The organism is Streptomyces sp. NPDC048516 (assembly GCF_043199875.1).
In the GTDB taxonomy this organism is placed as follows: domain Bacteria; phylum Actinomycetota; class Actinomycetes; order Streptomycetales; family Streptomycetaceae; genus Streptomyces.
In genome coordinates this window covers 433,311-446,535 of the sequence record NZ_JBICWS010000001.1, presented here as the reverse complement: position 1 = coordinate 446,535, position 13,225 = coordinate 433,311, and the positions used below count along the sequence as shown (strand labels likewise).

Sequence of the window (13,225 nt, the reverse complement as noted above, 5' to 3'; positions counted from 1 at the left end):
GATACGGGGGTGCCGACGATGAGCGCCCGGCTGCGTGGTATCGCACAGGAAACGGAACGGATCGTCGCGGCGGGAGCGTACCGCGCACCGGACGGACGGCTGGTGGACATCGCGTCGGCGGTCGGACGGGCCCGGGCAGGGACCCGGTTGTACGGACCGCAGCCGGTTCCCGTGGAGACGCCGTCACCGGCGGTGCGCACGGCGTTCGAAGTGACGGCGGAGGGCAGTCTGAGCGCCGGACGGCGGCTGGCCGAGACGGGTGAGGGGCCGCTCGCCGTGCTCAATTTCGCCTCCGCGCGCAATCCCGGCGGCGGGTATCTCAACGGTGCGCAGGCCCAGGAGGAGGCGCTGTGCCGGGGGTCGGCGCTCTACACCTGTGTGCGCGAGGCCCCGGACTTCTACGCCGCTCATCGCGCGGATCCGAGCCCGTTCTACAGCGACCGGGTGATCCTCTCCCCGGGTGTACCGGTCTTCCGCGACGACCGTGGCACCTTGCTCGACGTGCCGTACGAAGCGGGCTTTCTGACGGCGGCCGCGCCGAACGCGGGGGTGATCGCGCGGCAGCGTCCTGAGGAGGCGGGCAGGGTGGCGGCGGCACTGGCGGTGCGCGCGGAGCGGGTGCTGGAGGTCGCGGCGGCCGGCGGGCACCGTCAGCTGGTGCTCGGTGCCTGGGGCTGCGGGGTGTTCCGCAATGAACCGGCCGAGGTGGCACGGGCCTTCGCGGCCGTGCTGCTGGACGGCGGCCGGTTCACCGGCTGGTTCGACCGTATTGTGTTCGCCGTACTGGACCGCCGGGAGGACTCCCCCACCAGGGCCGCCTTCTCCGCGGTGTTTTCGGCGTAAGCAGTGGCGGTGGGGGTGTGGGGCGAGCCGGGCCGAGCGGACCGGGCACCCTCGCGCCCCGGCGACGAAAGCGGCGGCCGGGAGGATTCCCGGCCGTCGCTTCATGCCGCCACATCATGCAGGCATGTCATGCCGTCATGTCATGCCGGTGCTTTCCCTTCCGTTACCAGGCAAGGCCCGGAAGATCGGAGACACCCTTGCCGGCGGCCTTCGCCTTCGACTTGCTCGGCTGGGGCGTGGCGTGCGGAGCGCAGGTCACGTCCTTGGCGTCGGTCTTTCCTTCCAGGAAGTACGCGTCGACCCGGACGTTGATGCAGGGGTTGACCTGACCGGTGACACCGTGCGATCCGGCGTCCCGCTCGGTGATCAGACGCGAGCCCTTGAAACGGTGGTGCAGCTCGACCGCACCGCCGTACGGCGTGGCCGCGTCACGGGTGCTCTGCACGATCAGAACGCTCGGCAGCCCCTTGCCGGTCCGGACCTCGACCGGTCGCTGCTGCTTGACCGGCCAGGTGGCGCAGGGCAGGTTCATCCAGGCGTTGGACCAGGTCATGAACGGTGCCTGCTGGTGGATGCGGGTGTTGTCACGGTCCCACTTCTGCCAGCTGGTGGGCCACTTGGTGTCGTTGCACTCGACGGCCGTGTAGACGGCGTTTCCGTTCTCCGCCGAGGTGTTGCCCGCCAGATCCAGGAGGTTCGGGCCGGCGTTCTCCACCAGTGGCTTGGTGTCACCGGAGAGGTACGCGCTCCAGACCTCGGCGACCGAGGCCCACATGGAGTCGTAGTACGGCGCGTTCTGGAAGAAGCCGATCAGCTCCGCGGGGCCGACGACACCGCTGATGGGGTTCTTCGCGGCGGTCGCGCGCAGCTTCTCCCACGCCGCCTGCACCTTCCCGGGGGTGGCACCGATGTGGTACGTGGCGTCGTTCTTGGCGACCCACTTCTTCCAGTCGCCCCAACGGGTCTCGAAGGCGATGTCCTGGTCGAGGTTGGCCTGGTACCAGATCTTCTCGCGGGCCGGGTCGACGACGCTGTCGACGAGCATCCGGCGCACGTGGGTCGGGAAGAGTGTGCCGTAGACGGCGCCCAGGTAGGTGCCGTAGGAAACACCCAGGTAGTTGAGCTTCTTCTCACCGAGCCCGGCACGGATCACATCGAGATCGCGGACGGTGTTCTTGGTCGTCATGTACGGCAGCAGACCGCCGCTGCGCTCGGCACAGCCGTCGGCGTACTCCTTGGCGAGCTTGCGCTGGGCGAGCTTGTCGGCCTCGCCGCCCGGCACCGGGTCGGCCTTGGGCGCCTTGACGAACTCCTGCGGGTTCATGCAGGAGATCGGCGCGGAGTGACCGACGCCCCGGGGGTCGAAGCCGACGAAGTCGTACGCCTTGGCGGTCTTGGCCCACAGAGCGCTCTTGGTGGTGATGCGGGCCGGGAACTTCATGCCCGAACCGCCGGGTCCGCCAGGGTTGTAGACGAGGGCGCCCTGACGTTCCTTCTTGCTGCCGGTGCTGACGGCCCGGTCCACCGCGATCTTGATCGTACGGCCGTTGGGCCGTGCGTAGTCGACCGGGACCGTGACATAGCCGCACTGGATGGGCGACTTGAGGCCCCAGTCGGCGGGGCAGGCCTGCCAGTCAATGCCTTTCTTGGCTGCGCGCGCGGCGGCGATCGCCACACCGCGCGCTTCGGCGGAACCGCGCTGGTGCTGGTCGCCCGCGCTGGCAGGCGTGGCGGATATCGCTCCGGCGAGGAGCGCGCCGGTCACCAGGGTGCCGGCGGCGCCGAGCGCTGCTGTCCTTCTCACGTGGTTGATTCCCCCTGCGTGGAGTGCACTGGTGGCGGGATGGTTCACAGACTTACGGGGGGATCCTGACGTGTGGCCTGCCCTCCTGAACAGGCCTGACGCACACTTCTTTACCAACCTGTAGGTTTTTTTCGACAGCGTCGGAGGCGCCCCGCGGGAGTGCGGGCGTCCACCCGGCGGTGGAGTGCCGCGGGGGTGCTGCGCCGATCCCTCGGCGGCGGGGCCGCAGGGCCGGCCGGGCGGCCGGGCGGTCGGCGAAACGGCCGGAGAGCGCCCCGGAACCTCATCATTCCGGCCAGCGAACCAGGGCGGCAGGTCAGGATGCCGGGTCACCCCGACCCCGCCCGTGGGATCCTCAACGGGACTGTGGCGAGACGGCATTGGCGAGGCGACAGGGCAGCTCATTGCCGGATGAGGCCACTCGGCACCGAGTTCACCGCCATGGGTGACCTGCTGGCGTACGGCACGGCGCAATGGCTTCCGGAGGGGCGCGCAGGGGCGAGAACACGTCAATTGCCGTAGACCTGCCCATCGGGCATGTGCCAGCCGCACACCTTCAGTAACCTTCCGTGAGGGCTCTCCCACTCACCGCCACAAGGGAGGGCTTCGGCGTTTTCACGCCGCGTCCGGACCGTCGCGAAGGAGACTCGAAGTGCCGGGTATCGATCAGGTGTTGTCCCAAGCGATGGGGATCCCCGGCGTTCGATGCGCCGGACTGATCGACTGGACCAGTGGTCTGACCCTCGGCACGGCCGGGCAGGCACCGCATGACGATCACGACGCGGCCGCCGCGGACACCGCCGAGGTGGTGCAGACCGTCGCGCGCAACGCCACCTTCGACACCACCGGCGCCGCCGGCCCGGACCTCGAAGACCTCATCATCACGGCTGCGGGCAGCTACCACCTCATCCGTTTTGTGCACACGGCCTTCGACAGCCAGACCTATCTCTATCTCTGGCTGGACCGCACGCAGGCCAATCTCGCCGTCGCCCGGCTCCGACTGCGCGATCTGGCGGCGGAGCTGGTCGCTTCCTGACGGCGCGCTCCGCCACGCCACACCGCACGAACGGTAAGGGAACAGCCATGGGCCTGCCCATATCTCCTCACCCGCCCACCCCGGCCGGGCTGCTCGACCGGTGCGCCGCCGAACGCATGACCGGCGCTCTCAGCGGCCCGCACGGCTGCCTCTACCTTCTCGACGGCGCGGTCTACTGCGTCGAGAGCACCACCGCCCCCGGACTCGGCCCCCGGCTCACCGCGTCGGGCAAACTGCCGCCGGAGGGCTGGCAGTACGCCGCCGAAACAGCAGGGCCGCAGCAGGACGGCGGCCGATTCCTGGTCAGCAAGGGCTGGCTGTCCCAGGGAGAGCTGGAGATATGCCACCTCGCCGCGCTGCTCGACGCCGCGTTCTTCGCCCTGCCGCTGGCCCCCGAGACCACCTCCTTCACTTCCGGTGCCGGGCACTGGCTGGGCGTCATTCGCCCCGTCAGCGTCCTCGCCCTCCAGCAGGCGACGGCCCGCCGCCGGCTCCTGCTCGACCGGCTCCGCCCCTGGGCCGCGGTCGACTCCTCACCCGTCGTCCCCGTCAGCCCGCGCATTCCGGCCCCCACCACCAGCCGCCAACGGCGACTGCTCGATCACGCCGACGGCCGGCACACGCCCCACGAACTGGCCCGGAGGCTGGGCCAGTCCGCGTTCGGGACACTGCTCGACATCCGCCGCCTCGCCGCCGTCGGCCTTGTCCACGTCCCCCGGGCGCCCACCCCGCTCCCCCGGCGGCGGCCCGGCGCCTGTCTGAACAGCCCGGCTCCCGCCGCCGCAGGAGGTTCCGCCGCGACCTGGCAACTACCGGCACCGGATGTCCTCGATACCGCCGATCCGGATATTGCCCTCCTTGTCCGACTGCGTACGGCGTTGGAGGAAACCCTGTGAGCCCTTGCGCACGAAGACCGTGCACCCCATGAGGCGCGTCATCAGAAGGCACGCCGTGAAAAGGAGACTGATGACGATAGAACCCCGGATACGGGAGGAACTGCATACACTGCGCGATCAAGTACGCCATTTCCAGGGCGGGATGGTGGCGAGCGTGGACGGCATGGTGATCGCTCATGATCTGCCGGACATCGAGCCGGACGGCCTGGCCGCCCTCACCGCCGCGGCGATCGGCGTCGCCAAACGACTCACCGATGCGACCGGACAGGGCGACTTCGAGGAATCCCTGACGCGCGGCGCGGACGGTTATATCGCGGCCTATTCGGCCGGACGGCGCGCGGTCCTGACCGCCGTGGCTAGCCCGGACACCAACGTGGGGCGGCTCCATCTGCAGGCCAGAAGAGCCGCGGAGCGGATCGGCGCCCTGGTGGACGCGCAGCCCCGCCGATAGGAGCCCCCGTCCGCCCGAGACCCCCGCCCGCACCCCCACCCGCACGAGCGCAGAACCCGGAAGTCCGGAAGTCCTGAAGTCCGGAAACCGCAGACACCCGGCTTAACCATCAAGGAATCGAAAGGTCTGAACCCCTCATGGCTCAACTGGAATCCGCCCTCGCCGACGCGATGTCGACCATCGAGGGTGCGGTCGGCGTCGCCCTGGTCGACTACACCAGCGGTATGGCCCTGGCCACCCTGGGCGACAAGCAGGCTCTGGACCTCGATGTCGCGGCAGCCGGCAACACCGATGTCGTACGGGCGAAGATGCGCACCATGGAGATGCTGGAACTCCAGGGCGCCATCGAGGACATGCTCATCACCCTGACCGCGCAGTACCACATCATCCGCCCGGTGACGGGAAAGAACGGCAGCGGCCTCTTCCTCTATCTGGTGCTGGACCGCAAGCGTGCCAACCTCGCGCTGGCGCGCCTCCGTCTCGCCCGGCTGGAGTCCGATCTGGAGGTGTGAGGCGGCGCGGCCGCCGTCACCCGGCGGCCGCACGCCCCACGGCCGCACTCCCGGCGGCCTCGTCCAGCAGGCGCCGCAGCCGCAGCGCGTCCGGGGCCACGGCCGTGGCCAGGGCCCCGGGGCCCGCAAGCGGTGCCAGTACGCCCTGCCCCGCGCCGTCGCCGGACCGCTCGCCCGCCTCGCCGCCGAGCAGCCGAACCTCGGCCGGCCGCTCCTCGAACGTGGGCCCGACGATGAGGAGTTGGCCGAGCGCGCGGTGCCCGTCCAGGACGGCCGAGGTGTCCCAGCCGGGGACGCCGGGCCCGTACGCCGTCTCCTGGTCGAGCAGGGTTTGGCCGGCCCGGCGGACGGTGAGCCGGCTGCGCAGGGCGCCGCTCCGCTCCCCGCTGCGGCCCAGGACCTGTTCCTCGCGGAGCACCAGGCGTGCGGTGGGGGCCAGATCGACGGTGGTGGTCATCCGCAGGTCGCTGCCCGCCGCCGAGATCAGCGGTTCGGGCAGCCAGTCGAGCCGTGCGCCCTCACCCACCGTCAACCACACGTCGTAGCGGGCGTGTTCCCCCGTACGGCCGGGCAACGCGACGGTCGCGGCGGCCGCCGTGAGGTGCAGGGCGCTGCCCGCCTCGGCGGTGGCTTCGATGCCCAGCCGGTCACCGCCGAGCGGGGCGCTCATGGCGCCCACGACGCAGACCCGGGCCTGGTTTCCGTGCCCGCGGATACGGCGCAGCGCGAACGGGCCGTCGCCGTCGAGGACGGGCAGCCGGGTGTTCCCCTGCCCGTCGGCCCGCGCGACGACGCGGGCGGTGGCGCACAGCCCGGCGGCTGCGCGGCCCGTCTCCGGCGTGGGGAGTGCGAGGGTCATGCCGGGCTCGCGGTCCAGTCGGCCAGCCGCCCGCGGACCCACTCCGCCACCGGCCGGACACCGTTCTCCGACTTCAGGGCGGTGAAGGCGACGGGCAGCTCACCGCGCTGCGCCTTGGCGTCGCGGGCCATGCCCTCCAGGTCCACGCCGACGTACGGCGCGAGATCGGTCTTGTTGATGACGAGCAGGTCGGCGGTGGTGACGCCGGGGCCGCCCTTGCGCGGGATGTCATCGCCGCCGGCCACGTCGATCACAAAGATCTGGGCGTCGACCAGGCCCTTGGAGAAGGTGGCGGTGAGGTTGTCACCGCCGGATTCGACCAGGACGAGATCGAGCGGGCCGGCCGCCTCCTCCAGGTCCTCGACGGCTTCGAGGTTGGCGGAGATGTCGTCGCGGATGGCGGTGTGCGGGCAGGCGCCGGTCTCGACGGCGGAGATCCGCTCGGCGGGCAGGACGGCCTCGCGGAGCAGGAATTCGGCGTCCTCGCGGGTGTAGATGTCGTTGGTGACGACGGCGATGGCCAGCTCGTCGCGCAGGGCGCGGCACAGCGCGGCGACGGTGGCGGTCTTGCCGGTGCCGACCGGGCCGCCGAGACCGATGCGCAGGGCGCGGCGGGAACCGTCGGGGCGTACCGGAGCGGCGGCGCTGTAGGTGTGGCGCTCGGGGAAGGTGTCCTGGTGGTCGAGGTGCATGGTCACTCCGGTGGTGGGGTGCGGCGGGGTGCGTTTCGTGGGACGGCCGGCCGGATCAGGAAGCGAAGAGCCGGACGGGCCAGGCGGCGTGCTGTTGGGCAGTGATGTCGAGCAGCGGCGCGGAGGCCGCGGGCAGTGCGCCGGTTCCTTCGGCCGCGGTCCGCAGCGCGGCCTCGGCGGCCTGTTGTGCGACCTGGTCGAGCTCGGCGGTGAGACGTGCGAGCACGGCGGTGGCGTCGAAGGGGTCCAGGCTCAGCAGCCGGACGGCCGCGGTGGCCGGACCGCTGATGTTCTCGTAGGCCACGGCGTATGCGGCATCGAGCGGCGGCAGGCCCGCGGACCGGGCGGCCAGGCCGAGGACGACGGGCTGGTGGGCGCCGCGGGGACGGGCCGCGGCGAGCGTGTCCAGCGCCTCACTCGGCCAGGTCGCACGGGCGGCCCGCATCATCTGCCGGCCGAGCCGCCGCGCGATCTGCCGCAGCGCGGGTACGGGCGTACGGGCATCCGCGGCGTCGTCGAGGAGGAGCGGGTCGTGGCCGCCCGCGGCCGCGGCGGCGAGCCCCGCGGCGACCAGGCCCGCGGTGTGCAGCCGGCCCCGGCAGAAGGACTCCAGGGTGGCGGCGTCCTTGATGCGTCCCGCGGCGACGGCCGGTTCGGCGCCGCCCGAGTGGGCGTGTCCTCCGGCGGGGAACCGGCCGTCGGCGAGGACGAGCAGCGCTGCGCGGCTCATCGGTGGTACGTGTCCTTCATCGCGGTACTGATCGGGGTGTTCATCAGGGTGTTCATCAGGGTGCTCATCGGGGTGCTCATCGGCGCGCCTCCTCTGGCTCCGCTGGCTCCTCGGACTCCTCGGACTCCTCGGACTCCTCAGAAGAGGAAGTACCGCTGGGCCATGGGGAGTTCGGCCACCGGCTGCGGCTCCACCACCTCGCCGTCGATGGTCACGGTGAAGGTGTCGGGGTCGACATGGACGCGCGGCAGGGCATCGTTGTTGCGCATATCGGCCTTGGTGAGGCCCCGGGTGCTGTGGATCGCCTCGAAGGACTTGTCCAGCACCAGCCGTTCGGGCAGCGCGTCCTCCAGGGCCTGCCGGGAGACGAAGTTGACCGAGTTGCCGCCCGGGGCCTTGCCGGTGGCACCGAACATCGGCCGCGGCAGCACCGGCTGCGGAGTGGGAATGGACGCATTGGCGTCGCCCATCTGCGCATAGGCGATCTGGCCGCCCTTGATGACCAGCTGCGGTTTGACGCCGAAGAAGGCCGGGTCCCACAGCACGAGGTCGGCGAGCTTGCCGTCCTCGACGGAGCCGACGACATGGTCGATGCCCTGGGCGAGGGCCGCGTTGATGGTGTACTTGGCGACATAGCGGCGGGCCCGGTGGTTGTCGGCACGGCCGTCGCCCGGGAGGGTGCCGCGGCGCCGCTTCATGACGTGGGCGGTCTGCCAGGTGCGCAGCACGACCTCACCGATCCGCCCCATGGCCTGGGCGTCGGAGGACATGATCGAGATGGCGCCGAGGTCGTGCAGGATGTCCTCGGCCGCGATGGTGGAGGGCCGGATCCGGGACTCGGCGAAGGCCAGGTCCTCGGGGACGGCCGGGTTGAGGTGGTGACAGACCATCAACATGTCGAGGTGTTCCTCGACGGTGTTGACGGTGTGCGGCCGCGTGGGGTTGGTGGAGGCCGGGAGCACATTGGGCTCGGAGACCATCGCGATCATGTCGGGGGCGTGGCCGCCGCCGGCGCCCTCGACGTGGAAGGCGTGCAGGGTGCGGCCGGCGATGGCGGCGAGGGTGTCACCGAGGAAGCCGGCCTCGTTGAGGGTGTCGGTGTGGATCGCGAGCTGGACGCCGCTCTCCTCGCAGACCGTCAGGCAGGCGTCGAGGACGGCGGGCGTGGCGCCCCAGTCCTCATGGATCTTGAAGCCGAGGATGCCCGCCCGCAGCTGGTCACGCATCGAGGCGAGTGAGGTGGTGTTGCCCTTGCCGAGCAGTCCGACGTTGACCGGCAGGGAGTCCATCGACTCGAACATCCGGGCCACGTGCCAGGCGCCGGGGGTGATGGTGGTGGCCTTGCTGCCCTCGGCCGGCCCGGTGCCGCCGCCGATCATCGTGGTGACACCGGAGGCCAGAGCCTCGTCCGCCTGCTGGGGGCAGATGAAGTGGACGTGGGTGTCGATGGCGCCGGCCGTGAGGATCTTGCCGTTGCCGGCGATGATCTCGGTCTCGGGGCCGATCACCAGGTCGGGGTGGACGCCGTCCATCGTGTCGGGGTTGCCGGCCTTGCCCAGGGCGGTGATCCGCCCGTCGCGGATACCGACATCGGCCTTGACGATGCCCCAGTGGTCCAGCACGACCGCGCCGGTGATCACGGTGTCGGGGGTGCCCTCGGCGCGGGTGGCGCGGGACTGGCCCATCGATTCGCGGATCACCTTGCCGCCGCCGAAGACGGCTTCGTCGCCGGCCCTGCCGGGCCCGCCCGCGCGGTCTTCGGTGATCTCGATGACCAGGTCGGTGTCGGCGAGCCGGATCCGGTCGCCGACGGTGGGGCCGAGAAGATCGGCGTACGCCTGACGGGTCAGCTCAGCCATCGAGGGTGCCTCCGGTCTCGCCCCGCAGGCCCACGACGATGCGCTTGCCCCCGAGGGGGACGAGTTCGACCTCGGTGGGGATGCCGGGCTCGAAGCGCACGGCGGAGCCGGCCGGGACGTTCAGCCGCTTGCCGTGCGCGGCCGCGCGGTCGAAGTCGAGGCCGGGATTGGCCTCGGCGAAGTGGTAGTGGGAGCCGACCTGCACGGGGCGGTCGGCGGCGTTGAGGACGGTCATGCGCGTGAGGGGAAGGCCTTCGTTGAGGCGCACCGGCTCGTCGGCGTAGAGGATCTGTCCCGGGATCATCGTCTGCTCTCCCGTGATCAGTTGATGGGTTCGTGAACGGTGACGAGCTTGGTGCCGTCGGGGAAGGTGGCCTCGACCTGCACGTCGTGGATCATCTCGGGGACGCCCTCCATGACCTCGTCGCGGGTGAGCACCTTGCGACCGGAGGACATGAGCTCGGCGACGGTGCGGCCGTCCCGGGCGCCTTCGAGGATGTGCACGGTCAGCAGGGCAATCGATTCCGGATGGTTCAGCTTCACCCCCCGGGAGCGACGTTTTTCGGCCACGTCTGCAGCCACATGAATCATCAAGCGTTCTTGTTCATGCGGGGTCAGTTGCATACGTTCCACCTCACAGTCTTTCAGCGCGGACGCGTTCGCCCTGGTCACAGGCACGGACACACCCTGTAACGATAGATGTACCACGCAGTAATTAAAGGAGGAGCAAACCGACTTCCAGCACTTGGCCATCAACAGCCCCAGGTCCGGAGACTAGTTCGGCGGGATTTCATCGGCGTTACGACCAGGGACCTCTTCGCGCCTCCTCTTACGCCTGCTGTAACGCGGTGCCATTACCGTCCGTTACGGCGCGGCAACGGATTCCCGGCGCGGCACGATCCCCGCATTCCCCCGGACGGGCGCGGCTCCGCGTGGCGAAATCCGCACCCCGAGGGCCGCGGGGAGCCGAGGGGACAGACCCCTCCCACCCATCGCCGATCATCATGATCCGCGCATAGCGGGCGTGACCCGCTCCGCGAACTCACCTGTCCGGTATGCGCTCTTGACGGTTTCCGGAGTGATCGCAATTCTCATGTGCGCGTCAATCCATGACGCGCATCGAATCAGCTCCGCTCCACCCCCCCACACCAGGAGCCACATCGTGACTCGTTCCACCCGAATACGCCGGGCCGCGCTGGCCTCGGGCGCCGTCACCGCCCTGGCCGCCACGCTCTTCACCGCGGCCGGCGCCTACGCCGGTACCGCGCCGAAGGCCGCGCCGGACATCGACGTCAAGGCCGTCAAGGCCGACCTGGACCAGCTCCAGTCGATCGCCGACGCCAACGGCGGCAACCGCGCCCACGGAAAACCGGGCTACAAGGCGTCCGTCGACTTCCTCAAGGAGAAGCTGGACAAGGCCGGCTTCACCACGAAGATCCAGGAGTTCGACGGCGGCGGCACCAAGGGCTACAACCTCGTCGCCGACTGGCCGGGCGGCGACGAGAGCAAGACCGTGATGGCCGGCGCCCACCTGGACTCGGTCCCCGCGGGCCCCGGCATCAACGACAACGGCTCCGGCTCGGCCGGCATCCTCGAGGTCGCGCTCGCCGTCGCCAAGGCGGACCTCAAGCCCACCAAGCACCTGCGGTTCGGCTGGTGGGGCGACGAAGAGGACGGCATGGTCGGCTCGCAGGCCTATGTCGACAAGCTCGGCGCCGACAAGTCGAAGATCGACTCGTACCTCAACTTCGACATGATCGGTTCGCCGAACCCGGGCTACTTCGTCTACGACGACGACACCCGCCTGGAGAAGGTCTTCAAGGACTGGTACGCCAAGAAGAACATCGCCACCGAGAAGGAGACCGAGGGCGACGGGCGCTCGGACCACGCCCCCTTCAAGGACGCGGGCGTGCCGGTCGGCGGCCTCTTCTCCGGCGCGGACTACAAGAAGACCGAGGAGCAGGCGAAGAACTGGGGCGGTGAGGCGGGCAAGGCGTTCGACGCCTGCTACCACCAGGCCTGCGACACCTCGAAGAACATCGACGACAAGGCCCTGGACACCAACACGGACGCCATCGCCAGCGCCCTGTGGGAGCTCAGCTCCTGAGTCACCCGCCCCACCGCACGGTCAGCACCCGCTGAACCGTCAGCTCTCGCGACCCGGCCGCCGGTCCCCGGCAGCCGGGTCGCGGTGTTCTGCCGCGATACCGAAGCGCCGCCGTTCGCCCGGAGCGGACGGAAGCTGCCGCACGGACGAGACCGTGCTGATCACCTGCTCGTCCTCCGCGCCCTGTTCACGCCGCCCCAGTTCTTCGAGTAGCTGCAGGTCAGCGGCGGATACCAGCGCCACCAGCGGCTTGCCGTGACGGGTGACGACCACCCGCTCGCCGCCGTAGACAACACGGTTGATGAGATCCGCCAGCTCCGCACGTGCTTGCGTCACCGGAATTTCGTAGGCCATGCTCCCATTCTAACTGGATGTACATCCTGTACATTTTCTACCGAGGAGAGGAGCAGACATGCTGCGACCGACGGCCCGCTATGTCCTTCCGGAGTTCACCGAGCGCACCGCACAGGGGACGCGCACCATGGACCCGTATTCCAAGCTGCTCGGCGAGCGCATCATCTTTCTGGGCACCCCGATCGACGACGCCTCCGCCAACGACGTGATGGCGCAGTTCATCCACCTCGAACATGCCGCACCCGACCAGGACATCTCGCTCTACATCAACTCCCCCGGCGGCTCCTTCACCGCGATGACCGCCATCTACGACACGATGCATTTCGTGTCGTGCGACGTGGAGACCGTCTGCCTGGGGCAGGCCGCCTCCTCCGCCGCGGTACTGCTGGCCGCCGGCACGCCCGGAAAGCGGCTGGCGCTGCCCGGCGCCCGGGTCCTGATCCACCAGCCGTCGTTCAGCGAACCCGTCCAGGGGCAGGCCAGTGACCTGCAGATCCAGGCGATGGAGATGCTGCGCACCCGCGACGTACTGGAAGAAATGCTGGCGAAGCACACCGGGCAGACCCGCGAGCGGATCGCCACCGATATCGAGCGCGACAAGATCTTCGATGCCCCCGGCGCCCAGGAGTACGGCCTGATCGACCAGATCACCCGCAACCGCAAGCCGTCGGCACTCCAGCCCGCGGCGCGGTGAGCCCGATGCTGCCGCCCGAACCACCGCCGCTGCCCGCACTGACCCGCGCGGAGGGTGAACTCATCGACAGCTACCTGGAGGTGATCGACCTGCTCGGCCGGATCAACCCGGCCCGCTGTGGTGGCACCTACAGCGGACTGCGCGCCGCCCAGGCGCTGGTCGGCAAGGCCACCCGGCTGCGGGACGCCCTGACGCTGATGCACCACCGGGGCGAGAGCGAACTGCACCGCGCGACGCTGACCCGGGCGCTGCGGGTGCTGGACGGTGAGCGGCGGGCCGGGCTGGTGACGATGCCGCCACCCGAGGAAAACTGAGCCGGCACGCGCACCGTGGCTGCGCATACGGCGTAGCGTCCGCACCCGATCTGAGGAGGCGACGAATTGCGCAG

Annotated in this window: 16 protein-coding genes; 8 read left to right on the top strand and 8 right to left on the bottom strand. The window is 70.1% G+C overall.

The window, feature by feature from the left end:
- Nucleotides 1-18: 18 nt before the first annotated feature.
- Nucleotides 19-843, top strand: coding sequence for a TIGR02452 family protein (locus ACGFR7_RS02055; protein ID WP_393311929.1), 825 nt, complete (start codon nt 19-21; stop codon nt 841-843).
- Nucleotides 844-1,006: 163 nt separating this feature from the next.
- On the opposite strand, the gene ACGFR7_RS02050 is transcribed toward ACGFR7_RS02055, so the two are convergent.
- The gene (locus ACGFR7_RS02050; protein WP_393311927.1) at nt 1,007-2,647 is read right to left on the bottom strand and encodes an alpha/beta hydrolase; all 1,641 of its coding nucleotides are present in this window, start codon (nt 2,645-2,647) and stop codon (nt 1,007-1,009) included.
- A gap of 652 nt (nt 2,648-3,299) precedes the next feature.
- On the opposite strand from ACGFR7_RS02050, the gene ACGFR7_RS02045 reads away from it, so the two are divergent.
- From ACGFR7_RS02045 to ACGFR7_RS02030, 4 genes are all read left to right on the top strand, one after another.
- Nucleotides 3,300-3,683 (top strand): hypothetical protein, encoded by a 384-nt coding sequence (locus ACGFR7_RS02045; protein WP_088801471.1) that lies wholly within the window; start codon nt 3,300-3,302, stop codon nt 3,681-3,683.
- Between the two features lie 47 nt (nt 3,684-3,730).
- Complete coding sequence (locus ACGFR7_RS02040; protein ID WP_393311925.1) at nt 3,731-4,579, top strand: hypothetical protein; 849 nt, start codon at nt 3,731-3,733, stop codon at nt 4,577-4,579.
- 70 nt (nt 4,580-4,649) lie between these two features.
- Nucleotides 4,650-5,030, top strand: coding sequence for a roadblock/LC7 domain-containing protein (locus ACGFR7_RS02035; RefSeq protein WP_393311923.1), 381 nt, complete (start codon nt 4,650-4,652; stop codon nt 5,028-5,030).
- A gap of 137 nt (nt 5,031-5,167) precedes the next feature.
- Entirely contained in the window at nt 5,168-5,542 is a 375-nt protein-coding gene (locus ACGFR7_RS02030; RefSeq protein ID WP_393311921.1) for a hypothetical protein, read from the top strand.
- Between the two features lie 16 nt (nt 5,543-5,558).
- On the opposite strand, the gene ACGFR7_RS02025 is transcribed toward ACGFR7_RS02030, so the two are convergent.
- From ACGFR7_RS02025 to ACGFR7_RS02000, 6 genes are all read right to left on the bottom strand, one after another.
- Nucleotides 5,559-6,401, bottom strand: a complete 843-nt coding sequence (locus ACGFR7_RS02025) for an urease accessory protein UreD (RefSeq protein ID WP_393311919.1) — start codon at nt 6,399-6,401, stop codon at nt 5,559-5,561.
- Nucleotides 6,398-7,093 carry an urease accessory protein UreG gene (gene ureG / locus ACGFR7_RS02020; RefSeq protein WP_393311917.1) on the bottom strand — a complete coding sequence of 232 codons (696 nt, stop codon included), beginning with the start codon at nt 7,091-7,093 and terminating at the stop codon, nt 6,398-6,400. The genes ACGFR7_RS02025 and ureG overlap by 4 nt, the downstream gene beginning before the upstream one ends.
- A 55-nt stretch (nt 7,094-7,148) precedes the next feature.
- A complete protein-coding gene (locus ACGFR7_RS02015; RefSeq protein ID WP_393311915.1) occupies nt 7,149-7,823 on the bottom strand; it encodes an urease accessory protein UreF in 675 nt (224 codons plus the stop codon).
- A 137-nt stretch (nt 7,824-7,960) separates the two neighbouring features.
- Nucleotides 7,961-9,682: an urease subunit alpha gene (locus ACGFR7_RS02010; RefSeq protein WP_393311913.1), complete on the bottom strand. Its 1,722-nt coding sequence runs from the start codon at nt 9,680-9,682 to the stop codon at nt 7,961-7,963.
- The gene (locus tag ACGFR7_RS02005; protein WP_159473013.1) at nt 9,675-9,986 is read right to left on the bottom strand and encodes an urease subunit beta; all 312 of its coding nucleotides are present in this window, start codon (nt 9,984-9,986) and stop codon (nt 9,675-9,677) included. Before ACGFR7_RS02005 ends, ACGFR7_RS02010 begins: the two co-directional genes overlap by 8 nt.
- 17 nt (nt 9,987-10,003) lie before the next feature.
- Entirely contained in the window at nt 10,004-10,306 is a 303-nt protein-coding gene (locus ACGFR7_RS02000) for an urease subunit gamma (RefSeq protein WP_006608038.1), read from the bottom strand.
- Between the two features lie 538 nt (nt 10,307-10,844).
- On the opposite strand from ACGFR7_RS02000, the gene ACGFR7_RS01995 reads away from it, so the two are divergent.
- On the top strand, nt 10,845-11,789 hold the full coding sequence (locus tag ACGFR7_RS01995) for a M28 family metallopeptidase (protein WP_393311910.1): 945 nt from the start codon (nt 10,845-10,847) through the stop codon (nt 11,787-11,789).
- A 39-nt stretch (nt 11,790-11,828) separates the two neighbouring features.
- On the opposite strand, the gene ACGFR7_RS01990 is transcribed toward ACGFR7_RS01995, so the two are convergent.
- Nucleotides 11,829-12,143, bottom strand: a complete 315-nt coding sequence (locus ACGFR7_RS01990) for a type II toxin-antitoxin system Phd/YefM family antitoxin (protein WP_366415952.1) — start codon at nt 12,141-12,143, stop codon at nt 11,829-11,831.
- Nucleotides 12,144-12,201: 58 nt separating this feature from the next.
- Between ACGFR7_RS01990 and ACGFR7_RS01985 the strand changes: the two genes are divergently transcribed.
- Both ACGFR7_RS01985 and ACGFR7_RS01980 read left to right on the top strand, forming a co-directional pair.
- Nucleotides 12,202-12,837, top strand: coding sequence for an ATP-dependent Clp protease proteolytic subunit (locus ACGFR7_RS01985; RefSeq protein ID WP_393311908.1), 636 nt, complete (start codon nt 12,202-12,204; stop codon nt 12,835-12,837).
- Between the two features lie 5 nt (nt 12,838-12,842).
- Nucleotides 12,843-13,151: a hypothetical protein gene (locus ACGFR7_RS01980; RefSeq protein WP_393312632.1), complete on the top strand. Its 309-nt coding sequence runs from the start codon at nt 12,843-12,845 to the stop codon at nt 13,149-13,151.
- The last annotated feature ends 74 nt before the right edge of the window (nt 13,152-13,225 follow it).

Coding starts and splice junctions, on each gene's coding strand:
- ACGFR7_RS02025 (WP_393311919.1), bottom strand. CDS start 6,401: ATGACCCTCGCACTCCCCACGCCGGAGACGGGCCGCGCAGCCGCCGGG.
- ACGFR7_RS02015 (WP_393311915.1), bottom strand. CDS start 7,823: ATGAGCCGCGCAGCGCTGCTCGTCCTCGCCGACGGCCGGTTCCCCGCC.
- ACGFR7_RS02010 (WP_393311913.1), bottom strand. CDS start 9,682: ATGGCTGAGCTGACCCGTCAGGCGTACGCCGATCTTCTCGGCCCCACC.
- ACGFR7_RS01990 (WP_366415952.1), bottom strand. CDS start 12,143: ATGGCCTACGAAATTCCGGTGACGCAAGCACGTGCGGAGCTGGCGGAT.
- ACGFR7_RS01980 (WP_393312632.1), top strand. CDS start 12,843: ATGCTGCCGCCCGAACCACCGCCGCTGCCCGCACTGACCCGCGCGGAG.
- ACGFR7_RS02055 (WP_393311929.1), top strand. CDS start 19: ATGAGCGCCCGGCTGCGTGGTATCGCACAGGAAACGGAACGGATCGTC.
- ureG (WP_393311917.1), bottom strand. CDS start 7,093: ATGCACCTCGACCACCAGGACACCTTCCCCGAGCGCCACACCTACAGC.
- ACGFR7_RS02005 (WP_159473013.1), bottom strand. CDS start 9,986: ATGATCCCGGGACAGATCCTCTACGCCGACGAGCCGGTGCGCCTCAAC.
- ACGFR7_RS02035 (WP_393311923.1), top strand. CDS start 4,650: ATGACGATAGAACCCCGGATACGGGAGGAACTGCATACACTGCGCGAT.
- ACGFR7_RS02040 (WP_393311925.1), top strand. CDS start 3,731: ATGGGCCTGCCCATATCTCCTCACCCGCCCACCCCGGCCGGGCTGCTC.
- ACGFR7_RS02000 (WP_006608038.1), bottom strand. CDS start 10,306: ATGCAACTGACCCCGCATGAACAAGAACGCTTGATGATTCATGTGGCT.
- ACGFR7_RS01985 (WP_393311908.1), top strand. CDS start 12,202: ATGCTGCGACCGACGGCCCGCTATGTCCTTCCGGAGTTCACCGAGCGC.
- ACGFR7_RS02030 (WP_393311921.1), top strand. CDS start 5,168: ATGGCTCAACTGGAATCCGCCCTCGCCGACGCGATGTCGACCATCGAG.